This is a genomic window from Lelliottia jeotgali (genome assembly GCF_977070485.1).
Window position 1 is genome coordinate 353,038 of sequence record NZ_CDRVFO010000003.1, and the last position, 17,252, is coordinate 370,289.

General features: G+C 60.1%; 30 protein-coding genes and 1 tRNA gene. 16 read left to right on the plus strand and 15 right to left on the minus strand.

The features are described 5' to 3' along the window. Positions 1–9 precede the first annotated feature (9 nt). From ACW4TB_RS06585 to ACW4TB_RS06615, 7 genes are all read right to left on the minus strand, one after another. Positions 10–345: a hypothetical protein gene (locus tag ACW4TB_RS06585; protein ID WP_455828256.1), complete on the minus strand. Its 336-nt coding sequence runs from the start codon at positions 343–345 to the stop codon at positions 10–12. After that, positions 339–1,640: a tyrosine-type recombinase/integrase gene (locus ACW4TB_RS06590; RefSeq protein ID WP_455828255.1), complete on the minus strand. Its 1,302-nt coding sequence runs from the start codon at positions 1,638–1,640 to the stop codon at positions 339–341. The genes ACW4TB_RS06585 and ACW4TB_RS06590 overlap by 7 nt, the downstream gene beginning before the upstream one ends. Continuing rightward, positions 1,637–2,065 carry a VRR-NUC domain-containing protein gene (locus ACW4TB_RS06595; RefSeq protein WP_455828254.1) on the minus strand — a complete coding sequence of 143 codons (429 nt, stop codon included), beginning with the start codon at positions 2,063–2,065 and terminating at the stop codon, positions 1,637–1,639. The genes ACW4TB_RS06590 and ACW4TB_RS06595 overlap by 4 nt, the downstream gene beginning before the upstream one ends. After that, positions 2,062–2,358 carry a DUF1364 domain-containing protein gene (locus tag ACW4TB_RS06600; protein WP_196914355.1) on the minus strand — a complete coding sequence of 99 codons (297 nt, stop codon included), beginning with the start codon at positions 2,356–2,358 and terminating at the stop codon, positions 2,062–2,064. The genes ACW4TB_RS06595 and ACW4TB_RS06600 overlap by 4 nt, the downstream gene beginning before the upstream one ends. Before the next feature lie 2 nt (positions 2,359–2,360). Then, positions 2,361–3,149 carry an ATP-binding protein gene (locus ACW4TB_RS06605; protein ID WP_455842913.1) on the minus strand — a complete coding sequence of 263 codons (789 nt, stop codon included), beginning with the start codon at positions 3,147–3,149 and terminating at the stop codon, positions 2,361–2,363. 13 nt (positions 3,150–3,162) lie between these two features. Then, positions 3,163–4,020 (minus strand): replication protein, encoded by an 858-nt coding sequence (locus tag ACW4TB_RS06610; RefSeq protein WP_455828252.1) that lies wholly within the window; start codon positions 4,018–4,020, stop codon positions 3,163–3,165. A 136-nt stretch (positions 4,021–4,156) separates the two neighbouring features. Further along, the gene (locus tag ACW4TB_RS06615; protein ID WP_455828251.1) at positions 4,157–4,387 is read right to left on the minus strand and encodes a YdaS family helix-turn-helix protein; all 231 of its coding nucleotides are present in this window, start codon (positions 4,385–4,387) and stop codon (positions 4,157–4,159) included. 30 nt (positions 4,388–4,417) lie between these two features. On the opposite strand from ACW4TB_RS06615, the gene ACW4TB_RS06620 reads away from it, so the two are divergent. From ACW4TB_RS06620 to ACW4TB_RS06655, 8 genes are all read left to right on the plus strand, one after another. Further along, positions 4,418–5,149: a LexA family protein gene (locus ACW4TB_RS06620; RefSeq protein WP_455828250.1), complete on the plus strand. Its 732-nt coding sequence runs from the start codon at positions 4,418–4,420 to the stop codon at positions 5,147–5,149. 167 nt (positions 5,150–5,316) lie between these two features. Then, positions 5,317–5,565 carry a DUF1654 domain-containing protein gene (locus ACW4TB_RS06625; protein WP_455828249.1) on the plus strand — a complete coding sequence of 83 codons (249 nt, stop codon included), beginning with the start codon at positions 5,317–5,319 and terminating at the stop codon, positions 5,563–5,565. 335 nt (positions 5,566–5,900) lie between these two features. Beyond that, positions 5,901–6,212, plus strand: a complete 312-nt coding sequence (locus ACW4TB_RS06630; RefSeq protein WP_455828248.1) for a hypothetical protein — start codon at positions 5,901–5,903, stop codon at positions 6,210–6,212. A gap of 213 nt (positions 6,213–6,425) precedes the next feature. After that, the gene (locus tag ACW4TB_RS06635) at positions 6,426–6,809 is read left to right on the plus strand and encodes a response regulator transcription factor (RefSeq protein WP_455828247.1); all 384 of its coding nucleotides are present in this window, start codon (positions 6,426–6,428) and stop codon (positions 6,807–6,809) included. A gap of 18 nt (positions 6,810–6,827) precedes the next feature. After that, positions 6,828–7,097: a hypothetical protein gene (locus ACW4TB_RS06640; protein ID WP_455828246.1), complete on the plus strand. Its 270-nt coding sequence runs from the start codon at positions 6,828–6,830 to the stop codon at positions 7,095–7,097. Beyond that, positions 7,094–7,642: a hypothetical protein gene (locus ACW4TB_RS06645; RefSeq protein ID WP_455828245.1), complete on the plus strand. Its 549-nt coding sequence runs from the start codon at positions 7,094–7,096 to the stop codon at positions 7,640–7,642. The genes ACW4TB_RS06640 and ACW4TB_RS06645 overlap by 4 nt, the downstream gene beginning before the upstream one ends. A gap of 88 nt (positions 7,643–7,730) precedes the next feature. Beyond that, positions 7,731–8,078, plus strand: a complete 348-nt coding sequence (locus tag ACW4TB_RS06650) for a hypothetical protein (RefSeq protein WP_014756073.1) — start codon at positions 7,731–7,733, stop codon at positions 8,076–8,078. Positions 8,079–8,104: 26 nt separating this feature from the next. Continuing rightward, positions 8,105–8,920, plus strand: a complete 816-nt coding sequence (locus ACW4TB_RS06655) for a DUF2303 family protein (RefSeq protein WP_455828244.1) — start codon at positions 8,105–8,107, stop codon at positions 8,918–8,920. Between the two features lie 106 nt (positions 8,921–9,026). Here the strand turns inward: ACW4TB_RS06655 and ACW4TB_RS06660 are convergent, their stop codons facing one another. The 4 genes from ACW4TB_RS06660 to ACW4TB_RS06675 form a co-directional block, all read right to left on the minus strand. Further along, positions 9,027–9,383, minus strand: coding sequence for a hypothetical protein (locus ACW4TB_RS06660; RefSeq protein WP_455828243.1), 357 nt, complete (start codon positions 9,381–9,383; stop codon positions 9,027–9,029). A gap of 90 nt (positions 9,384–9,473) precedes the next feature. After that, complete coding sequence (locus ACW4TB_RS06665) at positions 9,474–9,776, minus strand: hypothetical protein (protein ID WP_455828242.1); 303 nt, start codon at positions 9,774–9,776, stop codon at positions 9,474–9,476. 95 nt (positions 9,777–9,871) lie between these two features. Continuing rightward, on the minus strand, positions 9,872–10,051 hold the full coding sequence (locus ACW4TB_RS06670) for a hypothetical protein (protein ID WP_455828241.1): 180 nt from the start codon (positions 10,049–10,051) through the stop codon (positions 9,872–9,874). A gap of 175 nt (positions 10,052–10,226) precedes the next feature. Then, entirely contained in the window at positions 10,227–10,679 is a 453-nt protein-coding gene (locus tag ACW4TB_RS06675) for a hypothetical protein (protein ID WP_455828240.1), read from the minus strand. 50 nt (positions 10,680–10,729) lie between these two features. Between ACW4TB_RS06675 and ACW4TB_RS06680 the strand changes: the two genes are divergently transcribed. Continuing rightward, positions 10,730–11,512: a hypothetical protein gene (locus ACW4TB_RS06680; protein WP_455828239.1), complete on the plus strand. Its 783-nt coding sequence runs from the start codon at positions 10,730–10,732 to the stop codon at positions 11,510–11,512. A 54-nt stretch (positions 11,513–11,566) separates the two neighbouring features. Here ACW4TB_RS06680 and ACW4TB_RS06685 read toward each other — a convergent pair whose 3' ends face one another. After that, the gene (locus ACW4TB_RS06685; protein WP_455828238.1) at positions 11,567–11,845 is read right to left on the minus strand and encodes a hypothetical protein; all 279 of its coding nucleotides are present in this window, start codon (positions 11,843–11,845) and stop codon (positions 11,567–11,569) included. A 105-nt stretch (positions 11,846–11,950) separates the two neighbouring features. Next, positions 11,951–12,145 (minus strand): hypothetical protein, encoded by a 195-nt coding sequence (locus ACW4TB_RS06690; RefSeq protein WP_455842914.1) that lies wholly within the window; start codon positions 12,143–12,145, stop codon positions 11,951–11,953. Between the two features lie 266 nt (positions 12,146–12,411). Between ACW4TB_RS06690 and ACW4TB_RS06695 the strand changes: the two genes are divergently transcribed. The 7 genes from ACW4TB_RS06695 to ACW4TB_RS06725 all read left to right on the plus strand — a co-directional run bounded on the left by ACW4TB_RS06695 (position 12,412) and on the right by ACW4TB_RS06725 (position 15,810). Continuing rightward, positions 12,412–13,155: a hypothetical protein gene (locus ACW4TB_RS06695; protein ID WP_455828236.1), complete on the plus strand. Its 744-nt coding sequence runs from the start codon at positions 12,412–12,414 to the stop codon at positions 13,153–13,155. Continuing rightward, the gene (locus tag ACW4TB_RS06700) at positions 13,152–13,403 is read left to right on the plus strand and encodes a hypothetical protein (protein ID WP_392546210.1); all 252 of its coding nucleotides are present in this window, start codon (positions 13,152–13,154) and stop codon (positions 13,401–13,403) included. Before ACW4TB_RS06695 ends, ACW4TB_RS06700 begins: the two co-directional genes overlap by 4 nt. Next, a complete protein-coding gene (locus tag ACW4TB_RS06705; RefSeq protein ID WP_139121105.1) occupies positions 13,400–13,648 on the plus strand; it encodes a hypothetical protein in 249 nt (82 codons plus the stop codon). Before ACW4TB_RS06700 ends, ACW4TB_RS06705 begins: the two co-directional genes overlap by 4 nt. Further along, complete coding sequence (locus tag ACW4TB_RS06710) at positions 13,645–14,055, plus strand: DUF2591 domain-containing protein (RefSeq protein ID WP_455828235.1); 411 nt, start codon at positions 13,645–13,647, stop codon at positions 14,053–14,055. The genes ACW4TB_RS06705 and ACW4TB_RS06710 overlap by 4 nt, the downstream gene beginning before the upstream one ends. Then, entirely contained in the window at positions 14,052–14,252 is a 201-nt protein-coding gene (locus ACW4TB_RS06715; RefSeq protein ID WP_455828234.1) for a hypothetical protein, read from the plus strand. The genes ACW4TB_RS06710 and ACW4TB_RS06715 overlap by 4 nt, the downstream gene beginning before the upstream one ends. A 253-nt stretch (positions 14,253–14,505) precedes the next feature. After that, positions 14,506–14,742: a DUF4224 domain-containing protein gene (locus ACW4TB_RS06720; RefSeq protein WP_054903680.1), complete on the plus strand. Its 237-nt coding sequence runs from the start codon at positions 14,506–14,508 to the stop codon at positions 14,740–14,742. A 219-nt stretch (positions 14,743–14,961) separates the two neighbouring features. Beyond that, the gene (locus ACW4TB_RS06725; protein ID WP_455842915.1) at positions 14,962–15,810 is read left to right on the plus strand and encodes a tyrosine-type recombinase/integrase; all 849 of its coding nucleotides are present in this window, start codon (positions 14,962–14,964) and stop codon (positions 15,808–15,810) included. A 99-nt stretch (positions 15,811–15,909) separates the two neighbouring features. Here ACW4TB_RS06725 and ACW4TB_RS06730 read toward each other — a convergent pair. Next, positions 15,910–15,983 (minus strand) — tRNA-Cys (locus ACW4TB_RS06730). 152 nt (positions 15,984–16,135) lie between these two features. Then, the gene (sohB, locus tag ACW4TB_RS06735; RefSeq protein WP_254466090.1) at positions 16,136–17,155 is read right to left on the minus strand and encodes a protease SohB; all 1,020 of its coding nucleotides are present in this window, start codon (positions 17,153–17,155) and stop codon (positions 16,136–16,138) included. Positions 17,156–17,252: the final 97 nt, after the last annotated feature.

The window sequence follows — 17,252 nt, forward strand, 5'->3', positions numbered from 1 at the left end:
CCTTCCCCCTCAATCCCCGGTGTAGTTGGTGCCGCCGGCGCCGCGGCGGTTGTTCTGTTGATACTGCTGCTCAGGGCCAGGCGCTGCTTTGTCCGTGCCGAGCAATTGACGAGCCTTCGCGATCTCGCTCAGCGCATCCTTCAAGCGGTGATTCAGCACTGGAACGATGTCGCTCAGCGGAAGCGTGTTCAGCGTGTGTCCGCACACCCAGCCCGACGCCAGGCAGTGCTCGCACTCCAGATAGTGAAAGATTCCAAGTCGCACTCCCTTGCCCAAGCACGCGTTGCATTCAACGATGAATTTCAGTTCCCGCTGCTGGAGCGACCCGTGAAGCTTTTTCAGCATTTCGAATCCTCGCTAGTTACAAATTCGGCAAGGTCGCTGGATGCCTTGTGTTCCGCTGGCTCAACCGAATTCTGTGAAATTCCGGATAAGGCCTTGGTAAGGCCGTGAATGGCACCAAAGCCGATGCCGTCTAAATAGGCGTGCCACTTCTCCAGTGCCGCCCGGCGCTGCTGCATGGCCTGGGTGTTGATGTACGTACTGGCGATCTTGCCCAGCGTATGGTTCAGCAGCATCTCGCCGATGTGACCGTCGATGCCGAGGTCGGTCCAGGTGGTGCGGGACACCTTGCGCAGGTCGTGGCTGGTCCACTCGCCCTGCCCCAGGCGGACGAACACCATGCTGGCCTGGGTTTCGCTCAGCGGCAGCCCACGGCGGTTCGGGAACAGGTACACACCCTCGTAGCCCTGGTCCTGCTGAATAGCCCGGTACCGGAGCAGCAACGCCTTCATCTGGGCAGTCAGCGGTAGGCGATGTTCGGTACGGGTCTTGGTGTTCGCTGCCGGGATGAACCACTCGGCACCGGCCAGGGAGATCTCGCTCCAGCGCGCCATGCGGGTCTCGCCGATCCGGGTGCCGTGGGCCAGCATCATCAGGGCCAGCAAGACGTCACCGGGCCCTGCATCGAAGGCCTGGGCCAGCTGCTGCATGAGCTCAGGCAGCTGCACGTCGCGCAGGCGTGCAGCCTTGGGCAGGATCCTGGCCTTGGTGAAGTCGCTGAAGCGCATCCCGGCCATCGGGTTGCGGTCGATCAGGCCCAGCTGCAGGGCCTGGCGGAACGCGGTCAGCAGCAGCGCGAACATCTGCCGCAAGTAGGACAGCGACACCTCCGCCTGGCACGGCCACATCAGCTGCTTGTCCAGCGCGTCGGCGGTCACTTCGACCAGGGCCAGGTCATCCAGTCGCGGCTTGAGGTGCTGGACGATGGCGGAACGGGCGCCGGCCTTGCGCTTGGCCGACAGCGAGCGGTCGCGGGCCATGCGGCTGCCGTACCAGTCGAGCAGCTGCCCCACGGTGGTCATGCCCGAGGCAACCGGCGCGGTGGCCGGGCTGCGCATAAGGCGTTGACGTAGAGCGGGCAGCTCGGCCAGCACCGCTGCCACGGTGAGGTCGGGCCAACGGGCGATCGGCACCCACTTCTTGCCGCGCACCAGGTGCCAGGTACCGCGCTCGCGGTTGCTCCAGAAGCGCAGGTACAGGCCTGGGTGACGTGGGTCGCGCAGGTCGCGCACCGACTTGTCGGCGGCCTGTCGGCGCACCTCTGCCTCGCTCAGCTTCACTTCCCGGGTCGCGCTCATGCGGCCACCGTGGCGGGCAGCAGCAGGTAGGCGCGGATGGCTTCGACGGCGTCGATGCTGCCCCGGCACACGATAGCCAGGTAGCCCTGGTCGGCCAGCGCCTGCAGATAGGCGTCTTGGCTGGGCGATACCGGTGCATCGAACGGCGGCATGGCCTTGAACTCGATGTAGAGACCGAAGTAGCGGCCGCGCGCCATCGGCAGGACCAGGTCAGGAACACCGGCCTTCACTCCCTGCCCCTTCAGCTTGGCGGCCACGGCTTTGACCCGGTGCCCGCCGTTCGGGACGTGGTAGATCAGTTTGTAGGCCTGCGGGTAGCGCAGCTGCAGCTCCTGCATCAGCGCGGCCTGCTCCTGCCCTTCTCGGTCGATGGGCTTGGCGCGGGCCGGCTTGGCCTTGAACGGGCGAAGGGCGGGCGAATTCATGCGACCACCACGGACTCGGCCAGCAAAATCGCCTGAGTGCGCATCACGCCCTCGGCGTGGTACTGGCGGGCGGTGTCGCGATCGACAGCGCGGCTGCGACCGTCACAGACGTCATGGCAAGCACTGCATGCCCAGGCGCCCTGCAAGTCGTGGGGCTTGCTGCCAACGCCACAGGTGCCTGCCATTCGGTAGTGCGCGAGGACGGTGGTCTCGGGATTGCCGTTGCACACGCCCGGAATGCGCACCTGGCACTCCCGGCCGCGCGCGGCCTTGGTCAGTTTGGTTTGCCGCATGGTCAGGACTCCTCCTTGCCACGGTGCGATTCCCACTCGAAGGGCACAATCACCCCGCCGCCCTCGCGCAGACGGTCGTAGCACCGCTCGCCCATGGCGTGGCGCAGCTGGCTGGTCTCCAGGTTGGAAATCACCACCGTGGGGCGCATCTGCTCGTAGCGCCCGTTGATGATCGAAAACAGGGTGGTCAGCTCGAAATCGCTCGGCTGCTCCTTGCTGACGCCGACCTCGTCCAGCACCAACAGCGAAGGCGCGATGAGGCTGGACAGGATGTCGGACTCGGACTGCTCGCTGTTGCGGTCGTAAGTGGCGCGGATGGACTGTAGGACCGCGCCCACCGTCCGGTAGACGGCCGTGGCCGAGGTGTTACGCATGAGGTCGTTGGCCATTGCCGCGCCGAGGTGCGTCTTGCCGGTGCCGACCTTGCCCAGCAGCATCAGGCACCGCCCGGTGCGCTCGATTTCCTCGAACGCCGCCACGTAACGGGTGCAGTAGGCCAAGGCCTTGCGCTGCCCTTCATGCTCAACCCGGTAGTTGGTCAGGGTGCGGTCGGCGAAGCGCTTCGGGATCAACGCCGAACCCAGCTTGCGGGTCATGACCTCGCGCTTCAGGCGGGTTTCCTCGGCCTGCTGCTTGGCCTGGCGCTCGGCAATGGCGGCCTTCTCGCACTCAGGACAGCGCCCAACAATCTCGCGTCCCATGAGCATGGTCACCCGTTGTTCGAAGTCACCGTGATGCTCGCAGTGCGCAGGCTGGACGCGGAAGCCGGCGGCGTTTCGCACGTCGGACATGGTAATCACCGATTCAGATCGCATAGGTACCGTCCTCGCGCTCGGTCAGTCCGCCGGTGTAATCGCGGTCACTGAAACCGTGGTGGCGGCTGTTGGGCTTGGTCTGAGCAGGCAGCTGGGCGCCGACGCGCTTGATGATCCAATCCACCTCGAATCCCTGCCAGCCGTTCTCGACCGCGACGGCCAGGGCTTTGGCAGGCAAAACACCGAATGCCTTGCACTGCTCGAGCTTGGCATTCAGGTCCGACCAGATGCGCGCCGTCAGCGGCGCCCGCTTGGCCTTGCGGACTGCGAGGTAATCTGCGATCAGCGAGTCGCCCAGGCTGTGGGGGTTGTCGGCCAGCATCGCTGCTTTGCCGAACGGAGCCTTGCGCTCAGCCTTTCCCGGAGCAGCGGTCGATTCGCTGGGGGGGCATGTAATCTCTTCCGTAGGAAGAGTTACATAGGGGGTTTCTTTCTTAGAATAAAGAAGGGACTCGGCGGTTTTGGTCTGTTTCGACTCTTCGCCGATTCGGACCACTTGAGCCGAGTCGGCTGGTTTGGTCTGTTTCGGCTCCACGACATAGACCCAGTCTTTCGGGTCGTTTACGCCGATGTCACCACGGGCACCGCCATCCCGGAACAGCACGCGGCGGCGCAGCAGGCTGGAAACCGCCTTCGACACGGTGTCGGGGTGAGCGTGGATGGCTTTCGCGATGTCGGTAGCCGGGATGCGCTGAGCGCCCGCACCGAAGTTGATGGTGGCCTTGGCCACGTAGAGCACAATCTTCATCTCCCGGGCCGGGAGATCGATAGCCAGCAGGCCATCCATGAGCTGGTTGTCCATCCGGGTGAACCCCCTGGACTTGTCAAGTGGGACTATGTTTGTCATGCTTAAACCCGTAATGAAGCTGTAGAGAAAGCCGCCCTGCCAGGCGGTTTTTTTTCGCCTGCGATTCCAGTACTGGATGGATTCGCAGGTGTGTCTTGCATCTACTGGAGAAACGCCGCCAGGCGCACAATTCTCATCACCAAGCGGCCTTTTCCTCTGCTGGGTAGAGATCTGGCCTCAGTTGATGGCGTGTAACTCGACCGTCCACCGCCTTCTCGAAGGGGATGACCAAATCGGCTGGAACCTTCTGGTTGCGGTGCACGCATTGCCAGATACGTGGCTGACTCGTGTTACATCTTCTTGCGAGTTCAGCCTGGCCCCCGGCCAAGCGCACGACCTCGTCAATTGGTCTTTCTGTGTTCGGCATGTCTGCGTGCCTCAATGGATCGTGCACCCGATGATAACTCAAGTTATAGATAAGGCAAACACATGTTATTTGAAGGCTAATAACGCGTGTTTTACCCTTGCAGGCATGAATAAACCCCCCGAAATGCTCAAAGATCGCATCCTCGGTCGCCGCACAGCACTCGGCCTAAGCCAGGCCCAGCTTGCTGAAAAAGCAGGCGTAAGCCAGGTGACCATTCAGCACCTGGAGAGCGGTCGAAACTCCACTTCTAAGAAATTGCTCGAGATAGCCAGAGCTCTTGGCGTAACAGCTGAATGGCTCGGCTCAGGCGAAGGCACGGGACGACCTACAAGCAATGTCCAAGCATCCAATACTGAGCCGGAATCGTACCGGTACCCTGTGATCAGCTGGGTTGCGGCAGGCGCGTGGGCCGAGGCAGTTGAGCCTTTTCCTCCCGGGTACTCCGATCGGTACGAAATGTCCGATTACGACTCAAAGGGGGTTGCTTTCTGGCTTGAGGTAAAAGGTGACTCGATGACTTCGCCGGTGGGCACCAGCATCACCGAAGGTATGCTCATACTTGTGGATACTGAGGTTGAAGCCACCTCCGGTAGGCTGGTGATAGCCAAGTTAGCAGATAGCAATGAAGCCACATTCAAGAAGCTCGTGGAGGACGGCGGAAGGCGATTCCTGAAGCCGCTCAACCCCGCTTACCCCACAGAAATGTGCATGGAAGGTTGTCGTATCGTAGGCGTAGTTGTGCGGGCCATGATCAAGCTGTAACCGTTGAACACCGAAGAAACCGGCACTTATGCCGGTTTTTTTGTGCCTCGTGATAAAAAATCTGCTCGAAGAATTTACGTGTAAACGATCGTGACATGTATGCAGGTGTTGCAAATCAATTGAACAACGGATAACTGTATGCACATACAGTACAAGGAGTTATCCATATGCTTCACCTCGCTTTCTCACAATCTCCTTCTCTCTCATATGAGCGTCTTGGCCACAGGGTTCAGCAGGCCATAGCCTCGCCGCACGTTCAGAAAAGGCAGTATGTCGAGTTAAAGCCAATCCCCGGTGACTTGCCTGAAGACTGGCGGCGCCTCATAGCCGACCTGGAGGACACCTCAGGCATCAAGGTCGAACTGCTGGAGTCCGGCTTGATCAGGATTGGGTGGCGCGAATTCACTGAAGCATGAGCAACTGCCCGCATAGCGCGGGCTTTTTTTTGAGCAGACTTATAACTTGGGTTATTGACACGAGCAAAACATGGATTATGATTCGATCCATAACACAGGTTATTGGCAGCTACGACAGCCACCGCTCTTTACACAACTCGACACCCGTCACCCTCAGCGGCACATGAGGGCAGCAGCTGCCTAATGCAGTGAGCTGGATTCAGGTAACCAAGTGGCGCGCATGCCAATGCGGGGAAGCGCGTAGCCCAGAGAACGATGGGCGCCTGGATCACTTCGATTTCACTGGCTGGCCTTGGCGACAGGGCCAGACGGGAAATCAACCAGGGAGCAGCACCGTGAACAAAGAAGAGATCTACGACGAGCAGATCAGCCCGCTGATGCAGCAGGTCATTGCCATCTGCAAGGACAAGGGAATCGCAATGCAGGCCAGCTTCGACATTGCTCACGATGGCGAAGGCCCGAACGGCGAGGATTGCTCGTCTCTGACCTGCACAACTCACCTGCCCGACGGTGAAGGCAAGTTCAACGAGCGCTTCGACAAGGCAAACCAAATCATTCGCCAGGGTCACCGGTCGCACAGCGCTCCGGTGATGCACCTCACCACCGTAAACGCTGATGGCTCAAAGACCCTGACCGCGATCATCTGAACAACCAGCGCCACGTCAGCCTGACGATAACTGCCCGATCTACCTGGTTCCCCATCACCAGGCTGCATCGGTGTGCGATCTGAATGCGCAGGCTGATGCGCAAACCTAGTCTCGTTGGCGAGCTACTGAGACATCACAGAGTTAGGCCGCCAAGCCGGAGAGAACGCAGCACCGGCCAGATCACACACCAATGCAGCCCACCGAGGACAACTCATGGAAACGATCACTTGCGGCTCATGGATTGGCCAGCTCGGCAAGGCGCTGGCTCCCCGCGAGCTTGAAGCATTGCTGTGGGTGGCCCAAGGCCTCACCACAAAAGAAATCGCCAAGCAGATGACGGTCAGCCCCGGCACCGTGGCCAACCGAATCGAGGCCGCGCTGTTCAAGCTAGAAGCCGGCCGCCGCATCGAGGCGGTCACCAAGGCTATGCGTCAACAGATCATCAGCCCGCTCTGCATCGCCCTCGCCGCCCTGATCGCATCGCATGCGTTGATCAACGACAGCGACCCGATGCGCCGCGACCGCCGCGCTCCGGAGCGCCGCACCGCCCAAGTTCGAATCGTTCGCAAGGCCGAGGCCTTCGAGCTCCACGCCTGACCCTACCGAGGATCGCTTATGCACCACGCAATGCAGCAGCGCGTTGCCGGCCTGGCCGACATGCGAGCACGTACCTACATGGCAACCGCCGAGTTCTACGAGAAGATCGGGCGCCCAGCTCCACCGCCCGGCCCGCGCTTCCAGGCCGTCAACAAGGGAAAGGCGTGGCACGTCATCGAGATAGCCACCGGCAAAACCAAGGGTTTCTGCTTCAGCCATCAGGCCGCGATGAAGTTCGTGGATGCGATGGAGGCAGGCGCGGCGAGCAAAGGAGGCGGACTTCAATGATCGGCACACCAACCTCGGACCAGCGTGCAGCCGTGCTGGCCGAGCTCAATGCGAGCATCGATAGCTTCTTCTTGGAAGGTGGCAGCGTGCAGACCTTGCCAGGCAGCCAGTACGTGCCACACCGGCCGCGCCGTGAACTGGAACCAGTACGAGCTCCAGCGGAGCCGCCGGTGAGTAAGCGAGTCGCCAAGCGGCTTGAGCACCTTGCAGCGATCCGGGCCTTGGCCCAGACCATGACCTACGCCCAAGCGATGGCTCATACAGGGCTTTCGCAATCAGCACTGGTCCGCGCTGCTGCGGCCGGCAAGTTCAAGTTTCAGCCCGACCCGAACTGGGGCAAGGGCAACCAGGGCAAAAAGCTCAGCGATCCCGCAGAAGACAGGGCCAAGGCTGAACAGATCGTTGCATATCGCAACATCGGGATGACCCGGGCTGACGTTGTTCGCGAGCTGCGGATCTCCTTCAAGCAACTCAGCCGTCTTCTCCGGGACTTCGACATCAGCTTCCCAACCACCGCCGAAAAGCGAGCAACAAGACAAGCATGAAACGCATCACCGCACGTGTCCGGCACGGCCGGCGCCAGCAACACATCAACCTGCCGCCCAGCGGTATCGTCCATCAGGAGACGCAGCAATGTCCAAGCCCACTGACACCACCGAGTTCCTGCAGGAGCTCAACGGTGGCGCCTTCGCCAGCCAGATCGGCCACGCCCTTTCCGAGGTAGCTGCCGGCGTTGTCGATCACGGCAAGGCAGGGAAGATCACCATCACCCTGGATTTCAGCCAGATCGGCGACTCCCACCAGGTAAAGATCAAGCACAAGCTCGACTACAAAGTGCCGACCAAGCGCGGCACGCGCAGCGAGAACACCAGCCTTGATACGCCGATGTACGTCGGCACCGGCGGCAACATCTCCCTCTTCCCCGAAAAGCATGACCAGCTCTTCACGCGTGATGAAGCTCCTGTGCACCCACGCTCGTAACCCACCTCACCCACAAGGAATAGCCCATGTCTTTCAGCAAAGAAGCTCTGCAGCTCATTGGCGACCAGGCCTTGGCGGCCGCCGGCAAGGCCCTGAACACAAATACCCCTACCGTAATCGTTCCGGATAGCGCCACCGTGATCGACCTGGAACGCTTCCAGCTTGGCCGCAGCCGCTTCCGCGGTACCTACGCGACGCACTCCCTGGCCGACTACAGCGCCTACGTCGTCGAGCGCGCCGCGCCAGCGGCCCGCGGTTTCATCGATCAGGACAACATGAGCTGCACCGTGCTATTCAACATCGGCACCGCAGAAGACCCGGGCCATGCTGATGACCGCGCCGTGCTGCGCCTGAAGGCATCCGCAGCGTTTGCAGCTGTTCAGGCAGTGTGCGGCCAGAGCCTCGTGCAGAAAGCCATGAGCGACTGGATCGAAGACTGGAACCAGCACCTGTCGGCCAGCGATGAGAATGGCCAGAACATGAGCATCGCCAAAGCGATCGCCGCAGTTCGCACCATCACCGTGAAGGCATCGTCAGAGAGCGATCACGCCGTCGGTGAGACCCGCGCCAGCCGCAGCACCATGGACCAGATCGAAGCCAGCAGCAAGGAAACCCTGCCGGCGTGGCTGGACTTCAAGGTCATTCCGTTCGAAGGCCTGGGTGAGCAGGTGATCCGCCTGCGCGTATCGGTCATCACTGGCGGAGCGCAGCCTGTTCTGAAACTGCGCTGGATCGGCGAGGAAGCCCAGCGCGAGGCCATCGCTCAGGAATTCAAGTCTGTTCTCGACGACAAGGTAGGTACCGCCGCGAAGCTGTCGCTGGGCACCTTCGACTCGAAGTAGTGAGGAATCCGCGCCACAAAATCACGGTATCACCGATTGTGGCGCGGCAACTACAGTTGGCATATCACCGCGAAACTATGCGGATCGGCTCAGATAATTGATGTGCCTACTTAGGAATGAATGAGGTGATGATCGCCGACACAACGCCGCTCGCCACAGACTTTCCAAATTCGGCAAGTTTGTATAGCGCAGATGCCTTGTCCTCAATATCGGGGTCATTGAGATCCTGAAGGATCAAGCTCAACGACTCAGCCTTTTCCTTATCAAGACTGCCGATATGCGGAGTGATTTCGGCCAGAAAAGCGTTTAGACGACTCTGATCAACGAAAATTTTTGCATTGATCAGCTGGCCGGAAATGTTGATCCCGTGATTATTCTCAACAAGAATATTAGCCGTATGCGGGGCGGTGAGCTCCAGCAAAGTACCGCAATTTTCCGCGGTGTTTCCTTTGATCGTGATCATTTTTTCTTCCTAGTCAAAGAATGCCTCCGGCCCCATGCCGGCCCCCCCGTAATACCCCATCCCAAACCAAATTGCCACCATGCTGGGTTATTAGAACGGTACGTCGTCGAACGACCCAGGTGCAGGCTCTTGGTGGACTGGATATAGGCGCAGCATCAGCTCCTGTATCAAGCGAGCGACCTCGCGGTAGCTTTTCACATCAGGCCCAGTTACCGCTCTTCGTAAGGGAGCCACTGATGCCTCCAGGCCATTCATCCCGTGATGAAACATCAGCCGTTCAAGGGCAAACCGAAGTTCGTCCAGCTCAGGCATGACAGCTGAGTCACCATGCTCCATGGCGTATTCGAAGTTGGATATGACATCGAGTGCATATTCTTCGAGATCGTAATCCATGGGGCAGGCTCCTTTGAGGTTTCCTGCAGCATGGCCCCAATGGAAAGACAAATCCACTTGGGCTTTTTCCAAGCGCTGTCCGCCAGCGCCTTCCCCTATTCATCCAGAGGGGCGGCGCCCAGGCCTTTTCGGTAGCGGGCAATCGCAATGATCTGGCGCAGGCAGATGACCATTTCTTTCTTCAGGTGGTCATCCGGCAGACCGATCTTTTTCAGCATTGCCTGGGCTTCTTCCTCGATCGAGGCAAGGGCCTCGGTATCGCTTTTCAGTGTCATGGCGACCTCCACCAGGTCGAGTCAGCCATGAATTGATAGCTCACCAGAACAATGCGCGCCACTGCGGCGCCTTCCCCTATTCAACGATAACGCCTCCCCGGCGAGGGCGGCGCCTGGGATGCAGCTAGGCGGACTGGAAACCTGAAACGGCAAAGGTTGCTTGGTTCTGCGTCAGTTACTTAGGCCAGACGGAAATAACCCCAATGAGAGTGCCGCCTAGTCCTGTGATCCATGTGAGCCAAAATGCTTTGACCTCACGACGGTGCTTTTGCTCTTCCCTAAGAGCTGCCTTGGCTGCGATCTCACCTTCGGTGGTAAGGCAGCGAATTTCTTCGCCGGTTAGCACGCAGTCGACGATCTCCCAATAACGGTCATCTTCGTAACTTGGCATGGGAACTGATAGGCGGTCTAACTTTCGCCGATACTCACGCGTGATCAGGTCTCGGCGCCACTGATGCAGCTCAGACCAATCTTGAACGTATTGGTGGACCGCGCCACTTTCAAGCGAGGAGTTGCTAGGAGGCCTTTTCCTGTCCAGTCTTTCTTGAGCTGCACGACAGCGCCTGATCTCTATCTGATACCGCACGGCGCCAGGAAGGTACTTCCTGATTCTCCAGTAGAACATCATTCACGCAACCTCCTTACGAGCCCAATTAAATATAGCGGCGAGGTATCCCCATGCCCACAGAAAACCGATCCAGCAACACCGAACTGAGCAAGATCGTCACCGAAGCCCTTGTCGGCATGGTTTCCGGCGTCACCGGTATGAAGCCGCCAACTGGTGAGCCCTTGCCTGGTTTCATCCAAGCGCCGATTGATCGCGCAGTTACGCGCATATCCGGCCTTCTTGCGCAGCCGGCCCCGCAGCCCCACCCCGAGCCAATAGCCTGGATGGTTGGTACTGCCATCTGGTGGACCAAAGAAGAGGCAGAGAGGGATGCGGCAAATACTGGGCTACCGATTGTTGATCTGGGGCCGATGACCGGTGCCGCTGAGGTTGATCGGCTGCGGGTAGAGCTTGGCTACATGCGGGAGGAGCGCGACGACCTTAGCGCCAAGCTCGATCGTTTCTACTCGCGGAGCCATGGCATCAAGAACCTGGCCGCCATCGAGGAGCTGAGCGACAAGCTGGCCGAGCGAGATGCGCTGCTGCGCGACAAGTCTGGCGACCTTATCTGCATGGCGGCTCACCTAATCAGCGCACCGTTATTCGCTCTGCAAGACCTTCAGGACGAAGACAAGAAAATGACCAGAGCACGGGTTGACCATGCCGTTGACGTTGCTGATGCACGATTGAAGGATGCCGCCTACGAGCTACGCCGGATCGCTGATGCCCTATCCGCCAGCGCAGGACCAAGCTCGCCGACATGGTCGTGCCAAGCATGCCAGGCTGAGCAACCAACTGACCGCGCGTGCGATGCGTGTGGCGGCCAAACCGCGTTGATCGCCGCCGAATCCTGAAAGGAGTACATCCGTACTCTTTCCGCTGTAACCCCTCTCCCCTCTATTCGATCATCAAGGGCCGGGGCGATCTCCGCTTAGCCAGTCGTTGGCACGCTGCAGCGCCCAAACCATAGCGGCTGTCATCGTCTGCCCTCTGCAATCTGGGTAGTGTTCCTCAAGAAGCATCAGGCCTTTCTCGCCGTAAATGCCGAAAAACAATTGGGTTACGTTCTCTTTTGAGGTGCGCACCTGAATGTTGATCAAAGTACCGCAGGTTAGGCGTTCATCGTAGTTCCGAAAATGCAACTCACGATTGGCCCACTTCCAATAGACGTTACCGCGTTTGCGCATGAAACGGACCTTTAAACTCAGATTATTGACTGGCGAGACAGCATACACATCTGTTCCACCGAATCCACTGGAGAAGGCGAGCGTGACAATTTTTACAACTACTTTTCACTTAACAGCCGTGATCGTACCAGCAGCCCCCCCTTCAACCGCCACGCGGCGAGCGCGGCCCACTCCCCATGCCAGCGCCCCGCTCATCGACTCGCCAGGCCGCGCATCGAATGCCTCCTCGTGAATGGCCATACCGCCTGGTGCATACACCCCGATGAACATCTGCGTGCTGCCAGTTCGCGACAGTCGCACTTGGACATCAATGTGCGTCCCATCTTCGAGCGTATCGTCATGAGTTCGGTGGTGAAGCGTTGGGTCAGCCCAAGCCCAGAAAACATCACCGCGAATTCTCATGAAGCGCTCCTACGACTTTAGTTGTAGTTAGGTGTTGTATTGCCACCATAGCGAAAGCCCGGTTTTCCGCAAATCCGCCGAGCCGATCTGAGGGCTGAATCGGACAACCGGCAAACCCCTCTCCCCTCTATTCACTGCCGCGATATGGCGGCCAAGGAATCGTCGTGTCTGAAGAAATCAAGCTGATCCAACGTGTGGCCGTCGAGCGCGATCAAGACGGCTGGTGGAGTCACCCCGACGAGCCGGACTTCGACGAAGACTATGCCGCCTTCAAAGCCTGGCTCGTACAGCAGGGCCTGGAGCTGAAGCAGTGGCACATGGATTCGGATATCGGCGACCACCACCCTTACGACGACGGCGAGTGCCACTGCCTCGGCTGGGAGCCTGAATGCCCAGGGCCTGAATGGTTCCTGCTCGGGATCTTCGATACAGAGGATGGCCCGTGTGTCAGCTGGGCGAGGCGGAAGGCCGAGGAAGCCTGGTCAGTGAATGGCGATGACGGATCGTGGGACTACCCGAACCTTACCGCGCTGATTCGTGACAACTTCGGCAGCGCAGCGGATGGCACCAGCTTCGGCCCAGGCCGGGGCAACGGCCTCAAGGTGGGTGACACTGTACATACCGGCACCGTCTGCAAGGCCGACCCTGCCGGTTTCCTCCCCGATCCCGATGACCTGCTCAACCACATGTTCGAGGCCGCCGCCGGAAGCGACGCGGGGGAATGGGTCGACAACTACCCTGACCTCGACGACGAGGCAACAGCAGCTCTCGGGAAGGCGCTGGAGCCGCTGCATGCTTGGGCCCGCAAGTTCTGCCAGCCCAACTTCTTCACCATCGAGAAGATGGCTCTGCACACCGTTACCGAGGAAGACGTGCGCCTGGCCAAGGCCAGCGGGGTGCTGTTGTGACCCGCCTCGCCCTCTGCCTCCTGCTGCTGGCCACCGGCGCCAGCGCAAACGAAAACGTCATCGACGTGCAGCACGACAGCCAGCGCGGCGTCACCTGCTACCTGCTGAATGGGGTCGGCATCAGCTGCATCCCCGACAGCCAGCTGCAGGCCGGCAACGAGCGCCAGCTCTCCCCGCACGAAACCCAACCCGAACCTACACCCGCTCTGGCGCCTGGGCGCTGGATTGATGAGAGGTATCAGCTGTGAAAGACGCATCAGCACTGGGCCGCGACATGTGGATTATGCTTCGGCCAACCTTCGACGATGTTGCAGCAGCGAACGGTTTCGACGGGCCAATTGAAAAAGGCCAGCTCTGGGCCGGGTTCATGGCCGCAGCAAACGGTGCCATGTATGCACAGTTGGGCGCTGCCAACGCTCGCATCATCAACGATGCGATCCGCGACGCTGTTACGGACGTTGCCCGAAGCAAGCTGCAGGTGGTGAAACCATGACCGACCTGATCGAAGTGAAGACGGCAGACCTTGTGGGCGAAGCGCTGGGCTGGGCCGTTGGCAAAGCCGAAGGGCTGAACCTTGAACTGGTCCCGCCGCAGTACGGCAACCCCTGGCGCGTGTTCGCCCGGTACCAGGGCCAGGCCATCGAGCACACCAAACGCTACAACCCGTGGGAAGACTGGGCGCTGGGCGGGCCACTGATTGAGCGCATCGACCCGGAAGAGCGCCGAGTTCCCAAAGTGCTTGGCGGAGGCCGCGGCGCAGAAGTTTGGATCGATCTCGGTGACGGCGATGCCCGCGCGGGATTCGGCAGCGGTGAAAACCGTTTGATTGCAGCAACCCGCGCCTACGTCGCCGCCAAGCTCGGCGATACCGTCCAGGTGCCGAAGGAGCTGATGCCATGAGGAGACTGATCTATCGCATCAACCGCTGGCTCCCCTTCGGCGGCTTGCCGATCGCCCGGGTTCAGCTGGGCCGCAGCAGCTGCACCCTCTACAAGAACGGCTGGGTTCTGATCTGCGACGGCAAGAGCACCGACGCTCTCCCGATCAACTTAACCAACCAGGCCCTGGTCGACGCATTCGCGGCCGAACTCGCATAACCCCTCCCCCCAACTACTCAAGCCCGCCGACATGCGCGGGCGAGGATGACCCGTGTCCGATATCACAGTGAAGTGCTCCCGGTGCCGCAACCAGCACAAGGAGAGCGAGCGCGTGCTTGCGCCCTGCAAGTGGCTCAAAGGCGCTAGCACCATGGTGTGCCCGCGTTGCAAGTGCACAAGCTACTACATCGTCAGCCCTGCGCCAGCAGCCTGACCACCAACCTGCCGCCACCGGCGGCGTGGAGCCCATCCCATGGAACATGCAAGCGAGTTTCTCGATGAGGAAGAGGTGGTGCGGGTGACCGGCTACCAGCTCCCGAGCAAACAGATCGCGTGGCTGGCCAACAATGGCTGGCAGTACACGCTCACCCGGGCCAGGCGGCCCATTGTGGGCCGGGTATACGCCCGGCTCAAGATGGCAGGCGTCAAGCCGACAGCAACGAATGCCACGGCTGAAACATGGACATTGGACTTATCGCGCGTGGGGTAGCAAGTGCGCCATAGAAAAAAGGAAAACCGTGACCTGCCGGAGCGCATGCTTCGGCGGGCGCGGAAAAGGAAAGGCGGGAAAATTTGGGTTGCGTACTACTACTGCGGTAGAGACGCAGACGGAAAGAGGATCGAAATTCCTTTGGGGCAGGACTTGGCGGAGGCCAAGCTGGAGTGGGCGCGCCTGGAGCAGAAGGCAAGGCCGAAGGTTATGGCAACGATGGGTGAGCTGTTCGAACGGTATGAGCGGGACATTATCCCGACCAAAGCGCCGCGCACTCAGAAAGACAACAAGTACGAACTGGAGCGCCTGCGCAAGGCGTTCGGTGACGCGCCGATCGAGGCCATCAGCCCGCCGGTCGTTGCCCAGTACCGGGACGCCCGCACCGCGAAGACTCGGGCAAACAGGGAGATCGCCCTGCTGTCGCACGTTTTCACCATGGCCATGGAGTGGGGCTTTGTCGAGCGCAACCCCTGCCTGGCGGTTCGCCGCAACAAAGAGAAGGTCCGCGACTTCTACGCGGCCGACGAGATCTGGGATGCGGTGTATGCCGAAGGCGACCAGGGTCTTAAGGACGCCATGGACCTGGCCTACCTGGCCGGCCAGCGACCAGCCGACACGCTGAAGTTCAGCACGGTCGACCTCGACGAGGACTACTTGTGGGTCGACCAGAACAAGACCGATAAGAAGTTGCGAATCCGACGGCACGTAAATGGCGTGCTGACCGGCCTAGGCCTGTTCATCGAGGCGCTGCTTGAACGGCGCAAGCTGCAGGGCGTGCGCAATTCACGCCTGATTACCAACGACGCCGGCCTACGGATGAGCTGGGAGATGCTGAGGAATCGCTTCAGTGAGGCGCGGGACAAGGCTGCTCGCAAGCTGATCGGCGACGGCAACACTGACCTGGCCGCCAAAGTTCGGCAGTTCCAGTTCCGCGATATCCGCCCGAAGGCTGCGTCGGAGATCGAGGATATCAGCCACGCCAGCCGGCTGCTGGGGCACTCGAAAGAGGAGATCACCAAGCGGGTCTATCGCCGCGTAGGCGAGGTTGTGAGCCCAACGAAATAGGCAGGGTTGCGGAACGCATGCCAAAAGTTGCGGAACACTTTGCCTTTTTGACGCGCAAAGAAAAACCCCGCAGACGTTAATCTGCGGGGCTTTCGAATGTGGAGGCCGAGGTCGGAATCGAACCGGCGTAGACGGATTTGCAATCCGGAGCATAACCACTTTGCTACTCGGCCTCAAAGTTCGGATTTAGTTGCTTGCGCTTCTATCTCCTTGAAACGTAGAACCTTTTTCAAAGTTTGCTGCGTTTCGATGGGCGCCATTATGTCTGCATTCCGCCAACCTTGCAACCCCCTGAACAGAAAAAATATTCAAGGGGTTCAACGTGTTAGCGCAAGCGGCCAAGTTTGCTCCACAAACCTACCACGGCGTTCTCAACCGCACCGCTCGCCGCCATGCCGATTCGCTCCTGCAGGCTTTTGCGTTCGGCATAGTGCACATGGAACAGGCTGGCGTTGCGGGCGCGCTCGCTGAGGTACTCGTCGCTGGTCTGCAACTGATCCACCAGCTTGCGATTTAGCGCGGCGACACCCAACCAGACTTCGCCGGTAGCCACTTCGTCGATGTGCAACTGCGGGCGGTAGCGGGCGACAAAGTCCTTGAACAGCTGGTGCGTGATGTCCAAGTCTTCCTGGAACTTCTCGCGGCCCTTCTCGGTGTTCTCACCGAACACGGTCAGGGTGCGCTTGTACTCGCCGGCGGTCAGTACTTCGAAATCGATGTTGTGCTTTTTCAGCAGACGGTTGACGTTCGGCAACTGCGCCACGACGCCGATCGAGCCAAGCACGGCAAAGGGCGCGCTGACGATTTTCTCGCCGATACAGGCCATCATGTAACCACCGCTGGCGGCTACCTTGTCGATGCACACGGTCAGCGGAATGCCGGCCTGGCGGATGCGCGCCAGTTGCGAGGCCGCAAGGCCGTAGCTGTGCACCAGGCCGCCACCGCTTTCCAGGCGCAGCACGACTTCGTCACGCGGGGTGGCGAGGGTCAGCAATGCAGTGATTTCGTTACGCAGGCTTTCGGTGGCGGACGCCTTGATGTCGCCATCAAAGTCGAGCACGAACACCCGGCCTTTCTCTTCGGCCTTGCCTTTTTTCTGCTGTTTTTCCGCTTTGGCCTGCTGCTTGCGCAGGGCCTTGAGCTGGGCCTTGTCGAGCAAGCCCGCTTCCAACCGCTCGCGCAGCTCTTTGTAGAATTCGTTGAGACGGGTGACCTGCAACTGCCCGCCAGCCTTGCGCCGCCCCTTGCCGCGCAAGCCGGCGATGGCAGACAGCACCACCAGGATGGCAATCACCAGGGTGGCGGTTTTAGCGAGAAAGCTTGCGTATTCGGCAAGAAACTCCACGTTGACTCCTTATGAACCTGCGCCTGTACGGCGCGAAACTGTAGCAAGCATACCGGTGTGCCCGTAGCGCTGCCAGCTGCGGTAAACGCTGGCAACA